The sequence below is a fragment of the Qipengyuania sp. genome, from assembly GCF_042095715.1.
Taxonomy (GTDB): domain Bacteria; phylum Pseudomonadota; class Alphaproteobacteria; order Sphingomonadales; family Sphingomonadaceae; genus Qipengyuania.
This window is the reverse complement of record NZ_JBELMO010000018.1, coordinates 13,845-29,717: the sequence shown is the minus strand read 5'-3', so window position 1 is coordinate 29,717 and position 15,873 is coordinate 13,845. Positions and strand designations below refer to the sequence as shown.

At 62.7% G+C, this 15,873-nt stretch carries 15 protein-coding genes; 7 read left to right on the top strand and 8 right to left on the bottom strand.

Going from position 1 to position 15,873, the window contains the following annotated elements:
- Window positions 1-69 precede the first annotated feature (69 nt).
- From ACFDTG_RS06570 to dusB, 3 genes are read right to left on the bottom strand one after another with little or no spacing between them, the layout of a single operon-like run.
- Window positions 70-1,476, bottom strand: coding sequence for a sigma-54-dependent transcriptional regulator (locus ACFDTG_RS06570; RefSeq protein ID WP_375290218.1), 1,407 nt, complete (start codon window positions 1,474-1,476; stop codon window positions 70-72).
- Window positions 1,473-2,540, bottom strand: a complete 1,068-nt coding sequence (locus tag ACFDTG_RS06565) for a nitrogen regulation protein NR(II) (protein WP_375290217.1) — start codon at window positions 2,538-2,540, stop codon at window positions 1,473-1,475. The genes ACFDTG_RS06570 and ACFDTG_RS06565 overlap by 4 nt, the downstream gene beginning before the upstream one ends.
- Window positions 2,537-3,553: a tRNA dihydrouridine synthase DusB gene (gene dusB, locus ACFDTG_RS06560; RefSeq protein ID WP_375290216.1), complete on the bottom strand. Its 1,017-nt coding sequence runs from the start codon at window positions 3,551-3,553 to the stop codon at window positions 2,537-2,539. Before dusB ends, ACFDTG_RS06565 begins: the two co-directional genes overlap by 4 nt.
- A 79-nt stretch (window positions 3,554-3,632) precedes the next feature.
- On the opposite strand from dusB, the gene ACFDTG_RS06555 reads away from it, so the two are divergent.
- From ACFDTG_RS06555 to ACFDTG_RS06545, 3 genes are read left to right on the top strand one after another with little or no spacing between them, the layout of a single operon-like run.
- Window positions 3,633-4,817, top strand: a complete 1,185-nt coding sequence (locus ACFDTG_RS06555; protein WP_375290215.1) for a bifunctional 2-C-methyl-D-erythritol 4-phosphate cytidylyltransferase/2-C-methyl-D-erythritol 2,4-cyclodiphosphate synthase — start codon at window positions 3,633-3,635, stop codon at window positions 4,815-4,817.
- A gap of 13 nt (window positions 4,818-4,830) precedes the next feature.
- The gene (locus tag ACFDTG_RS06550; protein WP_375290214.1) at window positions 4,831-5,376 is read left to right on the top strand and encodes a hypothetical protein; all 546 of its coding nucleotides are present in this window, start codon (window positions 4,831-4,833) and stop codon (window positions 5,374-5,376) included.
- A gap of 18 nt (window positions 5,377-5,394) precedes the next feature.
- Window positions 5,395-5,925, top strand: a complete 531-nt coding sequence (locus ACFDTG_RS06545; protein WP_375290213.1) for a CinA family protein — start codon at window positions 5,395-5,397, stop codon at window positions 5,923-5,925.
- On the opposite strand, the gene ACFDTG_RS06540 is transcribed toward ACFDTG_RS06545, so the two are convergent.
- Together ACFDTG_RS06540 and lipA are read right to left on the bottom strand one after the other, a co-directional pair.
- Window positions 5,895-6,347: a type II toxin-antitoxin system RatA family toxin gene (locus ACFDTG_RS06540; protein WP_375290212.1), complete on the bottom strand. Its 453-nt coding sequence runs from the start codon at window positions 6,345-6,347 to the stop codon at window positions 5,895-5,897. The genes ACFDTG_RS06545 and ACFDTG_RS06540 overlap by 31 nt on opposite strands.
- Before the next feature lie 20 nt (window positions 6,348-6,367).
- On the bottom strand, window positions 6,368-7,321 hold the full coding sequence (lipA, locus tag ACFDTG_RS06535) for a lipoyl synthase (RefSeq protein WP_375290211.1): 954 nt from the start codon (window positions 7,319-7,321) through the stop codon (window positions 6,368-6,370).
- A gap of 59 nt (window positions 7,322-7,380) precedes the next feature.
- Between lipA and ACFDTG_RS06530 the strand changes: the two genes are divergently transcribed.
- Together ACFDTG_RS06530 and ACFDTG_RS06525 are read left to right on the top strand one after the other, a co-directional pair.
- Entirely contained in the window at window positions 7,381-8,022 is a 642-nt protein-coding gene (locus ACFDTG_RS06530) for a carbonic anhydrase (RefSeq protein WP_375290210.1), read from the top strand.
- Window positions 8,023-8,091: 69 nt separating this feature from the next.
- The gene (locus tag ACFDTG_RS06525; RefSeq protein ID WP_375290209.1) at window positions 8,092-8,817 is read left to right on the top strand and encodes an NYN domain-containing protein; all 726 of its coding nucleotides are present in this window, start codon (window positions 8,092-8,094) and stop codon (window positions 8,815-8,817) included.
- Between the two features lie 57 nt (window positions 8,818-8,874).
- Here the strand turns inward: ACFDTG_RS06525 and ACFDTG_RS06520 are convergent, their stop codons facing one another.
- Entirely contained in the window at window positions 8,875-10,152 is a 1,278-nt protein-coding gene (locus ACFDTG_RS06520) for a hypothetical protein (protein WP_375290208.1), read from the bottom strand.
- Between the two features lie 286 nt (window positions 10,153-10,438).
- On the opposite strand from ACFDTG_RS06520, the gene gyrA reads away from it, so the two are divergent.
- Window positions 10,439-13,285: a DNA gyrase subunit A gene (gene gyrA / locus ACFDTG_RS06515; RefSeq protein ID WP_375290207.1), complete on the top strand. Its 2,847-nt coding sequence runs from the start codon at window positions 10,439-10,441 to the stop codon at window positions 13,283-13,285.
- Between the two features lie 24 nt (window positions 13,286-13,309).
- Here gyrA and ACFDTG_RS06510 read toward each other — a convergent pair whose 3' ends face one another.
- A complete protein-coding gene (locus ACFDTG_RS06510) occupies window positions 13,310-13,972 on the bottom strand; it encodes a lysoplasmalogenase family protein (RefSeq protein WP_375290206.1) in 663 nt (220 codons plus the stop codon).
- A 55-nt stretch (window positions 13,973-14,027) separates the two neighbouring features.
- Here ACFDTG_RS06510 and trmFO point away from each other — a divergent pair, with 55 nt between their 5' ends.
- Entirely contained in the window at window positions 14,028-15,374 is a 1,347-nt protein-coding gene (trmFO, locus tag ACFDTG_RS06505) for a methylenetetrahydrofolate--tRNA-(uracil(54)-C(5))-methyltransferase (FADH(2)-oxidizing) TrmFO (protein ID WP_375290205.1), read from the top strand.
- Window positions 15,375-15,384: 10 nt separating this feature from the next.
- Here the strand turns inward: trmFO and ACFDTG_RS06500 are convergent, their stop codons facing one another.
- A complete protein-coding gene (locus tag ACFDTG_RS06500) occupies window positions 15,385-15,867 on the bottom strand; it encodes a flavodoxin family protein (RefSeq protein WP_375290204.1) in 483 nt (160 codons plus the stop codon).
- Window positions 15,868-15,873 lie beyond the last annotated feature (6 nt).

The window sequence follows — 15,873 nt, the reverse complement described above, 5'->3', positions numbered from 1 at the left end:
TTGCGTTAATACGACACTACTGTGTCTTTTTCGCAAGGGGAATTGACCACATTCGACCGCTTGGTCCACTCATTTCATCTCGGAATGGCCACCTTCTAGGTCCTTCAGACGTTTTCGGAGGGTGTTTCGATTTATTCCGAGATACCGCGCGGCGGCGAGTTGATTGCCGCCTGTCTGCCGGAGGGCATGGTCGAACAGCGGCCGTTCGAGCGCGGCCAGCGCTTCGTGATAGACAGTTCCCTCCGCCGGGCTGACGTCGTCGATCCAGTCCGAAAGAGCCCCGGCAATCCCGCCTTTTACCGTCGGGTAGTGTCCTTCCACATCGCGACCGATCAGTGTCTCGCGGATCGTTGCGGAATCGATCGCCTCGTCACGCGAAAGAACGGCTAGTCGGAGAATGGCATTGCGCAGTTCGCGCACATTCCCCCGCCACTGCCTGGCGGATAGAAGATCGACCGCGCTGTCGGTAATCGAGCGGGCGGGCAGGCCTTCCTCGACAGCCTGGCCCAGGAAATGGCGGGCCAGCGCGCCGATGTCCTCGCGCCGTTCGCGCAAGGGGGGCAGATGGATCGGGATGACGTTCAGGCGATAAAACAGGTCTTCGCGAAACTGCCCCTGGGCGATCATGGGCTCCAGCGCGCGATTGGTCGCCGCCACGATGCGAACGTCGACGGCAAGCTCGTTACGCCCGCCGATGCGACGTATGCGCCCCGATTGCAGCGCTCGCAGGAGACGGGTCTGCGCCTCGGGCGGCATATCGCCGATCTCGTCTAGGAACAGCGTTCCGCCGTGCGCCTGCTCGAACTTGCCAATCGCCTGACCGACCGCACCTGTGAAGGCGCCCTTTTCATGACCGAACAGCTCGCTTTCGATCAGGTCGCGCGGGATCGCCGCCGCGTTCACGGCCACGAACGGACCGCTGCGGCGATGTCCGAGCTGATGGATCGCCTCGGCCACCAGCTCTTTGCCGGTGCCGGATTCGCCAGTCACCAAAACGGTCAGATCGTTACGTAGGACGCGGGTGATCATGCGGTAGACGCCCTGCATGGCGGGGCTGCGACCGATGAACGGCAGGCTGGTTTCATCTTCCGCCGCATTGCCGCCCCTGGGGCGGCGGGGCGCAACCGCCTGGCCGACCGCGCGGACCAGCTCGTCGAGATCGAAGGGCTTGGGAAAATATTCGAATGCCTCGTTCTCGCTCGCGCGGACTGCGGTATCCAGGGTGTTCTGCGCGGACAGCACGATCACCGGCATGTCTGGCGCGCGCTCGCGGACGGCGCCCATGCTGGTGAGACCGTCCCCATCCTCCAGCATGACATCGGTCAGCATCGCGTCGAACTGGCGTTCCGCCAGCAAGATATCGCGCCGCGCCACGGCAGTGCAATGCGTAACCTCGTGCCCCTCTTCGCGCAGAGCTTCGCTGATAACGGCGGCGATAGAGCGATCGTCCTCGACCAGAAGGATCTGCGCGCTCATGCCGATGTCTCCGCAATGGCGAGGTTGATGCGGAAATGGGTGAGCCCGGCTCGCTCGTCGCGCTCATGCGCAATTCGCCCGCCCATGTCGCGCACCAGTTTGCGCACCAGCGCCAGCCCCAGACCCTGGCCCTTGGACTTACTGCTGACGAAGGGCTCGAAGATGTGATCGCGCAATGCCGGATCGACGCCGGGGCCGGCATCGGTCACAACTACCTCGACCGGAAGGCGGGTCGCCTTGCCGAAACGGATCACGTTGAAGACCAACCCACTGACGAAGCGGGTCTTAACCTCCACGCGCGGCGCCGCGCAGCCATTCACGGCATCGCAGGCGTTAGCGATCAAATTGATGAGCACCTGCTCGAGCGCGGCGGGGTCCGCAGAGACAGGCGGCAGCGAGGGATCGAATTCCTCAACCAGCTCGACCGCGTTGCCGCACCCGACCCGGACGGTCGCCATCGCGTTGCGGATGCAGGCGTGGAGGTTGCAGGCCTGCGGCTCGACCACGGCCGAACTCCCGAGCTGCTGCATGCGGTCGATGAGCCCTGCGATGCGGTCCACCTCCGTTGCGATGATCTTGGCGAGCGGCCGGTTGCGCTGGTCCAACCGGCGGGCCAGCAACTGGCTGGCGCCGCGTATCGCAGCCAGCGGGTTCTTGATTTCATGCGCCAGAACGCCCGGGGCGCGCAGCTCAGGCCTGACATCCTCGTCGGCCTCATGCCCGGGCCCCGCATCGCTGAGCGTCAGGGCGTGCCAACCGGGGTGGCTGTGCAAGGGCGAGCTGGTGAGGTTCACGCGGCGCTCTCCGGCAGGTCCGGCCATCAGGATATCACGCGCCACCAGCGGCGCGTCGGCCCGCTGGACCCCCTCGGTCACCCTCGGGTCGCTCAGCCCCAGCAGTTCGATCGCGTTCTGCCCCACCATGCGAGAGGCGCTGCGTCCCAGAAGGTCTTCGGCCGCCGGATTGACCTGCGCGATACGCCCCCCGGCATCGATCACGATGAGGGCGAAGATAAGGCCGTTAATCTGGGTGGCCGCATCGGGACCCTCTGTGGGATCGCTCACGCCGCCTGCCGCAGCAGGAACGGCTCGTAGAACCGCTCAAGCTCCGAAAGAACTTCGGAAGCGTCGGCTATGAAGTTGACTTTGTTACGGAATTCGGCCGATCCCGGCAGCCCCTTGGTGTACCAACCCAAGTGCTTGCGTGCGATCTTCACGCCCACGTCCTCGCCGTAATGATCCAGCATGTCGCGATAATGGCCGGTGAGCGCACCATATTGTTCCGCAATACCGGGCTCCGTGCGGCGCTCGCCGGTTTTCCACCAGTGCATTACCTGCCCGAGCAGCCAAGGACGGCCGTAAGCCCCGCGCCCGATCATCACCCCGTCCGCGCCCGACTGCTCCAGCGCCCTGGCCGCGTCCTCCACGCCGCAGATGTCGCCGTTGACGATCACGGGGATTGAAACCTCGTCCTTGACCTTGCGGACGAAGGCCCAGTCCGCGCTGCCCGAATACATCTGGTTGCGGGTGCGACCATGGACAGTGATCATCTGCACGCCCAGATCCTGCGCGATGCGCGCCAGTTCGGGTGCGTTGAGGCTTTGGTGATCCCAGCCCATCCGCATCTTGACGGTGACGGGCACTTTCACCGCCTTGACGGTCGCTTCCATCAGCCGCACCGCCAGCGGCACTTCGCGCATCAGCGCGCTGCCCGCCAGCGTGCCCACGACCTTGCGAACCGGGCACCCGAAATTGATATCAATGATCGCGGCGCCATTGCCTTCCTGCAATTTGGCCGCCTCTGCCATAGAGACCGGATCGCATCCGACAAGTTGCATCGACACCGGCTCTTCCGCCGGGTCCCAGGCCGCCTTCTGCACCGACACACGCGTTTCGCGGATTGCGGCTTCGCTGGCGATCATCTCGGTCACGTTGAGCCCTGAGCCATAGCGGCGCACGAGCCGACGGAACGGCAAATCCGTCACGCCCGTCATCGGCGCGAGAACCACCGGCGTCGCGATTGAAACGGATCCGACGCGTATGGGAGCCATGGGGGGCGGAAAAGGAAGAGGGTTCATAGCCGGTCGATATGCCTAAAATTTGGGCACGCATTAGTGCATTGCAGCAATCCGGGCAAGCGGCTAGCCCGGCGCGGCGATGCTTCTAGCCCCGCCCTTCCCACCCTTCGCCGCGATCGTGGTCGCCGCCGGCACAGGCAGCAGAACCGGACTTGGCGTGCCCAAGCAGTTCGCATGCTGGCGCGGAAAGCCCTTGGTCCGTCATTCCGTAGAGGCGCTGCGGCAGGCCGGAGCCAGCCCGGTCGTAGTGGTGATTCCGGTCGATGGGGAGGTTCAAGCCAAATCCGCGCTCTTGGGGATCGAGCAGCTGCGTCTGGTCGCGGGCGCCGCGACCCGGCAAGCGTCCGTAAAGGCCGGGCTGGAAGCGCTGGCCGATGACGCGCCGCCCCATGTCCTGATCCACGATGCCGCCCGCCCCGACCTGCCCCCGGCGGTAATCGCGCGACTTCGCGATGCGTTGGCCACGACGCCCGGCGCCATCCCCGTTCTCCCCGTGGTCGACAGCCTCGTTGTAGAGGCCGAGGGCTTCATGGCCGAGCGTGCCAAGCGCGAGACTCTGCGCCGTGTCCAGACCCCGCAGGCTTTTCGCTTTGCCGATATACTCGCCGCGCATCGCGGCTGGCAGGGCGCCAGCGATGCGGGCGACGATGCGCAGGTGCTGAAGGCTGCCGGCGGCGATATCGTCTTGGTGGCGGGTGACAGCCGCCTTGCCAAGCTCACCTTTGCCGAGGATTTCGGAGAAGAAACCCGGCCTCCACCCGCTTTGGCCCCCGGCCCGGCACCCGCCACCGTCCGAGTCGGCTTTGGCTACGACGTTCACCGCCTCGCCGCAGGCGAAGAGCTGTGGCTGGGCGGCGTACTGATCCCGCATGACAGGGGACTGGCCGGGCACAGCGACGCCGATGTGCTGCTTCACGCGCTGGTCGATGCGATCCTAGGCGCTCTGGGCCAGGGCGATATCGGCACGCATTTCCCCCCGTCCGATCCGCAATGGCGCGGCGCCGCTTCCTCTTTGTTCGTGGACCATGCGATCAAGCTGGCCCGCGCGCAGGGCTTCACGCTTGCTCATACGGATTGCACGATCATCTGCGAAGCCCCCAAGATCGGACCGCATCGCCCCGCCATGCGCGAAAGGATCGCACGATTGCTGGGCGTTGACATGGCGCGGGTCTCGGTGAAGGCCACCACCACCGAGGGTCTGGGTTTTGCCGGGCGCGGCGAGGGAATCGCGGCGCACGCCGTAGTTACACTGGCACCGGCCTGACAAGGAGACCGTTTTGAACCTTCGCCCCCTTCTGGCCGCCCCCCTTCTGGCCGCGACCTGCGTCCCCGCCCATGCTCAGATGGAGGGCCTCGACCGTCAGCAGATGGAGGTGGCTGTCACCTATGTGCTGCCAATCGCGTTCGAAAGTTTCGCCACCACCTGCCGCGCCCGGCTTGCGCCGGATGGCTTCCTGGCGCGGAACGAGGGCCGGCTTCAGCAACGCTTCATGTCCGCAGCCGATGGGACATGGCCTAAGGCTCGCGAGGTGGTGGTCGGCCTTGGCGAGAGGAAAGCGGCAGAGGCTGGCCAGGCAGATGCATTCCGCGCGATGAAAATGCTTCCGGATGAAAGCCTGCGCCCCTTCGTCGATGGCATGATATCCGCCTCCATCGCGAAGGAGATCAAACCGGCCAGCTGCGCGGATATCGAAGAGGGACTGCGCCTGTTCGACCCGCTCCCGGTTACGAACCTGGCCAAGATCGCGGGTTTTCTGTTCGAGATTATGGAACGCGACAAGCCCGCCGAACGTCAACCGGGCAAGACCGGCAAGACGCAGTAGTTCCCGGAGCCAGATTAGATGTCAGACAGCCTCCTTCCCCCCGATATTGTCGATCTCGCTCGCAGGGTCGTTGAAGAGAACGCTGCGCAGGGAAGGAAGATCGCCCTGGCGGAGAGCTGCACCGGCGGGCTGGTGGCGGCCGCGCTCACCGAGATTCCTGGTTCGTCCGCAGTGCTGGATCGAGGATTCGTGACCTATTCCAATGAAGCCAAGATCGAATCGCTGGGTGTGGCGAGCGATCTCATCGAAACCTTCGGCGCGGTCTCGATCGCCTGTGCCTGGGGCATGGCCAAGGGCGCGCTGGACAAGTGTGATGCCGATGTGGCGGTGGCCGTCAGCGGGATCGCCGGGCCGGGCGGCGGCACCGACCTGAAACCCGTAGGCACGGTGGTTTTCGCCCGCGCGCTGCGCGACGACGACAGCGAGCCGGATGGCGAAATGAAGCTTTTCGACGGCGGATCGCGCTCCGCCATCCGCAAGCAGGCAGCGCTATGGGCGCTGGAATTGCTGTTACCGGATCAGTCTGCTGTCGCGGCGGGAGACGAGTAGAGTTCATCTGCGCGCCGCTCGAATGCTTCCACCATGCGGCGGAAGGCGCGATCGAAATACTGGCCGGCCAGCGCCTCGAACACCGGATTGCGGAACGTGAAATCGACGCAGAAGTCGATCGCGCACCCTCCATCCTCGCGCGGCTTGAAGGTCCAGCTGTTGTCCAGATCCTTCAGCGGCCCGTCGATGTAATGCACATGGATGCTGGTCGGGCGTTGTTTGATAACGCGTGAAGTGAATTTCTCGCGAATCGCCTTGAAGCCCACCAGCATGTCCGCGATCATTTCCGTCTCGCTGTCCGACTTGACGCGCGTCGCCACCACCCAAGGCAGAAACTCGCCATAGCGGCCGACATCGGCCACCAGGTCGAACATCTGTTCGGCGCTGTAGCGGGAAATGGTCTGTTCGCGAATTCCGGGCATGGACGCTGCGGCTTTGGTGCTTACTTTGCGGCTTCAACGGGCCGCTTGGCCAGCTTTGCCTCGCGGGCAGCCTTCATCTGGGCGAAATCGTCGCCCGCGTGATAGCTTGAGCGGGTCAGCGGGCTCGATGCGACCTGAAGGAAACCCTTGGCCCGGGCGATGGCGCCATAAGCGGCAAAGGCCTTGGGCGTGACGAAATCCTCCACCTTCGCATGGCGCGGGGTGGGCTGGAGATATTGGCCCATGGTGATGAAATCGATGTCGGCGCTGCGCATGTCGTCCATAACCTGATGGACCTCCAGACGTTGTTCTCCCAGCCCCAGCATAATCCCGGATTTCGTGAAGATCACGGGATCGTGGCGCTTCACCTCCTCCAGCAAGCGGAGCGAGGAATAGTAGCGCGCGCCGGGGCGGATCGTGGGATAAAGCCGGGGGACGGTTTCCAAGTTGTGGTTGTAGACGTCCGGCCCCGCCTCGCAGATCGCTTCCACTGCGGGGCGCATCTTGTTGCGGAAATCGGGCGTCAGTATTTCGATAGTGGTGTTCGGCGTTTCGCGGCGCAGCGCCTGGATCACCTTCACGAACTGCCCCGCCCCGCCGTCGGGAAGGTCATCGCGATCCACGCTGGTGATGACGATATGCTCCAGCCCCATCTTGCCCGCAGCGATGGCGACGTTTTCCGGCTCCATCGGATCGACCATCCGCGGCATGCCCGTCTTCACATTGCAGAAGGCGCAGGCGCGCGTGCAGACATCGCCCAGGATCATCACCGTGGCGTGTTTCTTGGTCCAGCATTCCCCGATATTGGGGCAGGCCGCTTCCTCACACACAGTATTGAGCTTCAGATCGCGCATCAGGCGGCGCGTTTCGTGATAGCCTTCGCTGACGGGCGCCTTTACCCGGATCCAGTCGGGCTTGCGCTGACGCGCAGGACGTTCGCCAATAGGTTCGGGAGCGCTCGAAAGATCGTTCATGCGGGTCCACTTAGGTTCCGGACTTGCCATAGGCAATGCCGCGCGGCATTTGCGCGCTCATGGAAAAATCATACGAAGGGCTGCTTGAAGGATACGCCCGCTTTCGCAGCGGTGCCTGGCACAACCAGCATGACCGGTGGGAGGAACTGCGCGAAGGCCAGTCCCCGCAGACCATGGTCATCGCCTGTTCGGACAGTCGGGTGGACCCGGCGCAGATCTTCGATGTCGATCCCGGCGAAATCTTTGTGGTCCGCAATGTCGCGGCCATGGTTCCTCCATTCGAGACCACGCCCGGCCAGCACGGCGTTTCGGCCGCGCTCGAATTCGCGGTCCAGTTCCTCAAGGTGAAGCATGTCATGGTGATGGGCCACGGCATGTGCGGCGGGTGCCAGGCGGCGCTTACCCAGTCGATGCACGGCGCCGAGCCCGGCGAAGGCGGCTTCGTGGCGCAGTGGATCGGCCTGCTCGACGAGGTGCGTGAGCCGATCGCGCGCGAGCTCGGCACTACCGGGCGCGAAGCCGAACGGGCGATGGAACATGCCGCCGTCAAGGTGAGCCTAGCCAACCTCAGGACCTTCCCCTGCGTTGCAGAAAAGGAGCGGCGCGGATCGCTCAAGCTTCACGGCGCGTTCTTCGCGATTTCGGATGGGATCCTGCATGTTCTCGACGAGGATTCCGGAGAGTTCAACACATTCGGATAAGCGATCAAGCGGGTGATCGACATGGTTTGCGCCGTTGCCAAGTGCCCTTCCCACCCCCATTGAGCCCGCATGCCCGACGAACAGAAGAACATCGCCCTCCTAATTGACGCGGACAACACCAGTCCCGCCGGGATCGATCCCGTGCTTACGGTGATGGCCGAGCTTGGCCAGGTAAACATCAGAAGAGCCTACGGGAACTTTGCCAAGCAGGGTCTGTCCAAATGGGACAAGATTACCAACAAATACGGCATTCGCCCCCAGCAGCAGTTCGATCTCACCACCGGCAAGAATGCCACTGACATGGCCATGACGATCGACGCCATCGACCTTTTGTATCAGGGAAAAGTGGATGGCTTCGGGATCATGAGCAGCGACAGCGACTTCACCCCACTGGTCACGCGGCTGCGGCAGGACGGGCTGCTGGTTTACGGCTTCGGGTCGAGCAAAAAGACCCCCGAAGCCTTCAAGTCCGCGTGCACCCGCTTTATCGACATCGACGCGCTGATAGCTGCGGCCAAGGATGATAATGGCGGCGCAGCTCCTTCAAGACAAAAGGAAAAACCGCCGGTCGATACCGATCTGGTCGAGCTGATCGGTTCGGCCTGGAAGGCCGCCAAGCGCGACGACGAAGGCTGGGCGGAAATGAGCGAGGTCGGCCAGATCGCCGGAAACCGATCCAGTTTCGACGTCCGCAATTTCGGCTTCAAGCGCCTGTCGGACATGTTCAAGCAGCTCGACGAATTCCGCATCGAGCGGCGTGACGACAATCACTATTACGTAAAACGCCTGCGATAACGAAAGGGGCGCCGGACAAGCTGCCCGACGCCCCAATCTCTTCAATGGTGTAAGGTTTTAGGAGGCCTGCTGTGTGGCATAAAGCGCCCACAGATTGGCAATCGCCTGGCGCGCGCCCTGTACCCGCTGGAAGGTCGTCTCGGCCTCGCCGTACTTGCCCTGATCGATCTGAGCGATCCCCATGCGGGTCAGCACGGTAGGCGCGTTCGCACCGGCCAGCGGAAGCGCCTTGGCATACATGGCTTCCGCCTCTGCGCCACGCCCATAGCTGAGCAGTGCATCCGCCGCGGCCATGACCGTTACCAGTTTCGCGCCCGATGAATTTGCATCGCTAATCAGGCTCGGCAGATCCTTCTTATCGGCGGCGATACGGGTAGCGGCCTGCTTGCGCCATTCTTGAACAATGGCTGTGTCGGGGCTGATAGTGCCCGCGGCGGTGCCGGCATCGAGCAGGCTTGCAACCTCCTGAGGAAGCTTACGGGCATCCGCGGCCTCAGCGTATTCAAGATACATGTTGCCCGTTCGCAGCGTGTCAGTCCGGCGCGCCAGGCGAAGAATATCGAGCATGGCGGGCTTGTCGAACTGGTTCGAGTTGATGGCAATGGCAATCGCATCGCCCCAGCTCGTCTGGTTCGGAAACTCCTTGGCATACATGAGCGACCACTTGAGAGCTTCGTCGTTGAGCTTGTTCTGATAGGCGATCGACACGGCACGCTTGACCCAATCCTCTTGAATCGGCTGCCCAGCAGCACGACGAGCCGCCACCAGATCCCCGAGGTGCTTCAGGCCCCCCGCATAATCCCCTTCACGGAAATAGGATTCAGTGATGATCGTTGGCGCATCCTTGTTCTCGAAACCGGCGTCCATCGCCGCTTGCACATAATTTCGAGCACCCGCGAAATCCTCCAGATTATACGATAGCTGGCCGGCGACGAAATTCACCTGTCCCGCGCTTTCAGGCGGCAACTTGCCGCTGTCGAGCATCATCTTGGCGCCCCGCAACTGGAGCTGCATGTCCTTGGTCGCGGTGCCCACGTTCAACGCCGCCTGACCTGCTGCAAGCTTTTCGTCCGGAGAAGCGGTCACCGCTAGCAAGGGCGACAAAGCAGCCTGTTGCGCCGCCACGTCAGGCGTTTCAGCCTTCCTCGTAGCCTCAAAGGCCTGATAGGCCGCGATGAATTCCTTGGAATATTCCGCCTTTGGCGCCTTTTCCTTCTTCTGGGCGGCAGCCGGCGCAGTCGGCACCGCCACCGCAAAGGCCCCCATGCCCAGGAAAGCAGTGGCAGCAGCGGCGTTCGAAAGCAGGCGGCGGCTTGCGGATTGACGATATGGCATAAAACTCTCTCCGTGATCTTCAAACATGGGCAGGCAAGGCTGCCCGCTTGCTGGCTGACGCGATTGCCCCGAACAGCCATGCATTGCAAACGTGGATACGTTTCGGGGGTTGAATGCCGATTGAACGTCCTGCGTTCCGCCCGTTCAGGTCGAATGACGCGGGAAATGTGGAAAAAGGCTTGGCAGTCCGCCCCGCCCCCGCCCTTCAGGTGGCCTTCGGGCCGCATATGGCCTAGAGAGCTGAGGTATCCGGGGCCAAAGCCCGCAACAATCGAAAACACCGAAATTGAGCGACGAAACCGACCTGATAGATCCGCCCGTACCGGGTGGTGAGGAATACGCCCGCATCGACATCGTCGATGAGATGAAGACCAGCTATCTCGATTACGCGATGAGCGTGATCGTCAGCCGCGCTTTACCGGATGTGCGCGACGGATTGAAACCCGTTCATCGCCGTATTCTTTTCGCCAGTCAGGAGGGTGGCTTCGTCGCCGGTCGCCCCTATCGCAAGAGCGCAAAGATCGTCGGTGACGTGATGGGTAACTACCACCCGCACGGCGACTCCGCCATTTACGACGCTCTGGCACGGATGACCCAAGACTGGTCCATGCGGCTTCCGCTGGTCGATGGTCAGGGCAATTTCGGCAGCATCGATCCGGATCCGCCGGCCAGCATGCGCTATACCGAAGCCCGGCTGGCCCGCGTCGCCAACAGCCTGCTGGACGACCTCGACAAGGATACGGTCGACTTCGCCGACAACTACGACGGCAGCCGGCGGGAGCCGACCGTCTTGCCAGCCCGCTTCCCCAACCTGCTGGTAAACGGCGCCGGGGGGATCGCGGTGGGCATGGCCACCAATATCCCGCCGCACAATCTGGGCGAGGTTATCGACGGCTGCCTTGCCTTCATCGAAAATCCCGCGATCACCAGCGAAGAGCTTTTCGCCATCATCCCGGGGCCCGATTTTCCCACCGCGCCGATCATTCTCGGCAACCATGGCGCCCATTCGGCATACACCACCGGACGCGGCTCCGTCCTGCAGCGCGCCCGCCATGCGATCGAAGATGGCCGTGGCGATCGCCAGTCAATTGTCCTGACATCCATACCCTTCCAGGTGGGCAAATCGGGCCTCGTAGAGAAGATAGCCGAAGCGGCGAAGGACAAGCGGATCGAAGGCGTTGCCGATATCCGCGACGAAAGCTCGCGCGAGGGAATGCGCGTCGTCGTCGATCTCAAGCGCGATGCCACTCCGGAAGTGGTACTCAATCAGATCTGGCGGCACACGCCCGCTCAGGCGAGCTTTCCGGCGAACATGCTGGCCATACGGGGCGGCCGACCGGAAACCCTGACACTGCGCGACATCGTCCAGGCGTTCATCCATTTCCGCGAGGATGTGATCTCGCGGCGGACGAAGTACGAGCTCAACAAAGCCCGTGAACGCGCGCATATCTTGCTGGGCCTTGTCGTGGCGGTATCGAACCTGGATGAGGTGGTCGCGATGATCCGCCAGGCACCGAACCCGGCAGAGGCCCGGTCGAGGCTCCTCGCCAAGGAGTGGCCGATTGGCGACATCGCACAATACATTGCGCTGGTGGAAGCGATCGAGCCGAGCTCCGACGAGCATGGCGGAACCTATCGCCTGTCCGAGCGGCAGGTGAAGGCCATTCTCGACCTGAGGTTGCACCGCCTCACCGCGCTGGGTCGCGACGAGATCGGCGACGAGCTGAAAGAGCTCGCAACGGCGATCGAGGAATATCTCTCTATTCTGGCTGACCGCGTGAAGCTCTACGGCGTGATGCGCGAGGAACTGGAGGAGATAAAAACCCTCTATGCTACTCCGCGCGTCAGCGAAATCGCGCCGGCGTGGGATGGGCTCGATGACGAAGACCTGATCGAGCGTGACGAAATGGTCGTCACCGTTACCCATGATGGTTATATCAAGCGCACGCCGCTTTCGACATTCCGGGCGCAGGCGCGCGGCGGCAAAGGCCGCAGCGGCATGGCGACCAAAGACGAGGACGCCGTCGTCGAACTCTTCGTAACTTCCACGCACAACCCGGTGCTTTTCTTTACCAATGAGGGCCGGGTCTATCGCAAGAAGGTGTGGAAATTGCCCGAAGGCAGCCCACAGACAAAGGGCCGTCCAATGGTGAATCTGCTGCCGCTGGGCAATGAGGAACGCGTGACCAACGTGCTTCCCCTGCCGGAGGACGAGGGCGAATGGGACAAGCTGAACATCGTCTTCGCGACCGAACAGGGAATGGTGCGCCGGAATTCGATGGATGCCTTCACCAACGTCCCTTCCAATGGCAAATATGCCATGGGGTTCGTAGAGGGCAGCGGCGACCGGCTGATCGGCGTCGAGCTTCTCAAGGAGGAAGACGAGATTTTCCTCGCCTCCAACACCGGAAAGGCCATCCGTTTCGCCGCGACCGATGCGCGCGAGACGAAGAGCCGCACCGGCATTGGCGTGCGCGGAATGACCTTGAAGGACGGCGCGAAAGTCGTTTCGATGGCCGTGCTGGATAAGCTGGACGCGAATAGCGAGAAGCGTGAGGCCTATCTGCGTGCCGCGCGTTGGAAGAACAACGAGGCCACGCACACCTTGGACGAAGACACGGTCGCGGAAATGGAGGCGAACGAGGAGTTCATCCTCACCATCACGGCCAATGGCTACGGCAAGATATCGTCGGCCTATGAGTACCGCACGATCGGGCGCGGGGGTCAGGGTCTCACCAACATCGGCGAACCCAGCAGCAAGCCGGACCGCAACGGACCCGTGGTTGCGAGCTTCCCTGTAACGCACAATTCGCAGCTGATGCTGGTTACCGATCAGGCCAAACTCATACGCCTGCCGATCGAATTTCGCCACCTGCTCCCCGATGGGTTCGACGCTTTGAAGGGATTCTCTATCTCAGGACGGGGGTCTTCGGGCGTTCGCATCTTCAATGTCGCCAAGGGTGAGCACATCGTCGGCGCAGCTCTGATCGACGAGACCGCCGAGCCCGAGAACGAAGCCGAAGAAGCCGTCGCGGAGGAAATCACCGAACGTGGGGGCAGCATGAACCCGACGGTGCCTCACACCGCCGCGCACTCCGATGACAATCTGGAGGATGAACCGGACAGCGACTGATCCGATTGCACCAACGGGTCTGGATCAGTGTGTTCGCCGATCCCGTCGCAGCTGCTGGACGACCCCCGTCGCTATGAGGAACTGGCCACTGTAGTAGAGCGGCCAGACCAGCCACCAGGAGACGTCCTCGGGTATCCGATCCGCTTCGCCTGCGAAGATCAGAAGATCGCTGAAAACGAACAGAACGGCACCTATTCCGACTTTGTACCGCGGAAAACGGCTCAGCCAGGCCGCTGCCGCCATCAGACCCACAGCGAGCGCGTAACCAACCGCCAGCGGCCACTGCGGATCGGGCAGACTGAGGAGTGCCGCGATGATCGGCGTCGCCAGCGCCAGCACGATAGCGGTCGCCCATTGGCTGCCGCTTCTGCGTGCACGAGGATTGCGAAGAAACAAGATGATCGCGACCAGATGCGCCGCGCCGAAAAACGCCCCGCCCGCCACCAGATCGAGCTCAAGGGCCATATCTCCCAGCGCGCCCAGAATCAGGACGAGGGTTATCAGCCAACCGTCGGCCCCCTTACCTCGTCTGGCGGCGTAGATCGCGAGCGAGGCTACGCCAGCCCCCTTCCAGGCAATCAGGTAGGTGCCCGGGACCGGATTGTCCCGAAAGAAGAAATAGCTGATGGATGCGACGAGGCTTGCCAGCAACCAGGGGCGATGATCGATAAGGGCGCGCCGCGGCATCTCGGCAGCTAAGGCTTGATGGCACCCCATTGCAAGGGGTACGGACCGCGCATCCATGACCCACGATATACATATCATCGGCGGCGGGCTCGCCGGCAGCGAAGCAGCTTGGCAGCTCGCGCGGCGCGGGTTCCGCGTCCGCCTCTCCGAAATGCGCGGCGGCGGCGACACCACCCCAGCGCACCAGGGTGACGGCCTTGCCGAACTTGTCTGTTCGAACAGTTTTCGCTCCGACGATCACGAGAATAACGCCGTCGGCCTTCTGCATCATGAGATGCGGTTGCTCGACAGTCTCGTCATGCGGGCCGGCAAGGAAGCCCGCGTGCCCGCCGGAAGCGCCATGGCAGTCGACCGTGACGTTTTTTCGGCGGCCGTGGAGAGGGAACTTCACTCTCTCTCCAATCTCGAGATCGTCCGCGAGAGAATCGATGAATTGCCCCAGGCGGGGCACACCATCGTCGCAACAGGGCCGCTCACCGCGCAGAGCCTCGCAGAAAGCATTGTGTCGTTCACGGGTGAGGACCGCCTCGCCTTTTTCGACGCCATCGCTCCTATCGTTCATCGCGACAGCATCGACATGGACATCTGCTGGATGGCGGCGCGATGGGACAAGGGCGGCAAGGATTACATCAACTGCCCGATGACGAAGGAACAATACCTCGCTTTTCATCAGGGCCTGATGGATGGCGAGAAAACCGAATTCCGCGAATGGGAGGAAAACACGCCCTATTTCGAAGGCTGCATGCCGATCGAGGTGATGGCGTCGCGCGGCGTAGATACCTTGCGGTTCGGGCCCATGAAGCCGGTAGGACTCGACAATCCGCATTGGGCGACGGAAGAACACCCCGCAGGGCGCTGGCCGCATGCCGTGGTCCAACTGCGGCAGGACAATACGCTCGGCACGCTATGGAATATGGTCGGCTTCCAGACCAAGCTCAAATATGCCGAGCAGGTCCGGCTTTTCCGGACAATCCCGGGGCTGGAGAAGGCGGAGTTCGCCCGCCTTGGTGGTTTGCACCGCAATACGTTCCTCAATTCCCCGCGGGTGCTCGACCGGCAACTGCGCCTCAAATCCGCAACGCATATACGATTTGCCGGGCAGGTGACCGGGTGCGAAGGCTATGTCGAAAGCGCTGCGGTAGGGCTGATGGCGGGCCTGATAGCGGCGGACGAGCTGGGCGGACGCGAGTGGACCGCCCCGCCCCGCACCACCGCGATGGGCGCGCTGCTCTCTCACATCACCGGGGATGCGGATGCCGAGACATTCCAGCCCATGAACGTGAATTTCGGGCTCTTCCCGCCGCTGCCCGAAGTTAAGAAGAAAGCGCGAAAGCTGGCTTATACATCCAGAGCAAAAGAGGATTTTTCCGATTGGTGGATGTCTGCGCTGGAACCGGCCTGACAGCGATCCTTCAGAATATTCCTTGCGCAAGGCCCTCGGCGAGACTTTCTCCCAGTTCCTTGCAAGTTGCCAGCACCCCCTCGGGAACGGTCTTTTGCGCCAGGATCGCCTCTGGAGTTTGCGCGGAAAAATTTATGAGCTGGGGTTCTGCGACGCGCTTGAGACGCCAGCCCTTCGCAATCCGATCGAGCTGTGCCTGCGCGCCGGTGCCATCGCTGCCTGCGGCGATGATGGTGGCGTAGGCGCGGCCCTCTATGCGCCCGAGCAAAGGGTAATAGAGGCGGTCGAACATCTCTTTCATCGCGCCGCTCATGGCCGCGAGATTTTCCGGGCAACAAAAGAGGTAGCCTTTCGCAGATAGGAATTGGTTCTCGGTCGCTTCCTCGCAGGACAACAGGCAGGCGCGCTCCCCAGCCCCATCCGCGGCGGCTTGGGCCATCGCCCCGCTGGCGCCCGTTCTGCTGTGCCATAGGATGAGTAGCGGCGAAGCCATGTCCTC

Excerpts from the sequence above, each read along its gene's own strand:
- ACFDTG_RS06520 (WP_375290208.1), bottom strand. The coding sequence starts at position 10,152 with ATGCCATATCGTCAATCCGCAAGCCGCCGCCTGCTTTCGAACGCCGCT.
- ACFDTG_RS06500 (WP_375290204.1), bottom strand. The coding sequence starts at position 15,867 with ATGGCTTCGCCGCTACTCATCCTATGGCACAGCAGAACGGGCGCCAGC.
- ACFDTG_RS06510 (WP_375290206.1), bottom strand. The coding sequence starts at position 13,972 with ATGCCGCGGCGCGCCCTTATCGATCATCGCCCCTGGTTGCTGGCAAGC.
- ACFDTG_RS06540 (WP_375290212.1), bottom strand. The coding sequence starts at position 6,347 with ATGCCCGGAATTCGCGAACAGACCATTTCCCGCTACAGCGCCGAACAG.
- ACFDTG_RS06555 (WP_375290215.1), top strand. The coding sequence starts at position 3,633 with ATGCTTCTAGCCCCGCCCTTCCCACCCTTCGCCGCGATCGTGGTCGCC.
- lipA (WP_375290211.1), bottom strand. The coding sequence starts at position 7,321 with ATGAACGATCTTTCGAGCGCTCCCGAACCTATTGGCGAACGTCCTGCG.
- ACFDTG_RS06545 (WP_375290213.1), top strand. The coding sequence starts at position 5,395 with ATGTCAGACAGCCTCCTTCCCCCCGATATTGTCGATCTCGCTCGCAGG.
- ACFDTG_RS06525 (WP_375290209.1), top strand. The coding sequence starts at position 8,092 with ATGCCCGACGAACAGAAGAACATCGCCCTCCTAATTGACGCGGACAAC.
- ACFDTG_RS06570 (WP_375290218.1), bottom strand. The coding sequence starts at position 1,476 with ATGAGCGCGCAGATCCTTCTGGTCGAGGACGATCGCTCTATCGCCGCC.
- dusB (WP_375290216.1), bottom strand. The coding sequence starts at position 3,553 with ATGAACCCTCTTCCTTTTCCGCCCCCCATGGCTCCCATACGCGTCGGA.
- trmFO (WP_375290205.1), top strand. The coding sequence starts at position 14,028 with ATGACCCACGATATACATATCATCGGCGGCGGGCTCGCCGGCAGCGAA.
- ACFDTG_RS06530 (WP_375290210.1), top strand. The coding sequence starts at position 7,381 with ATGGAAAAATCATACGAAGGGCTGCTTGAAGGATACGCCCGCTTTCGC.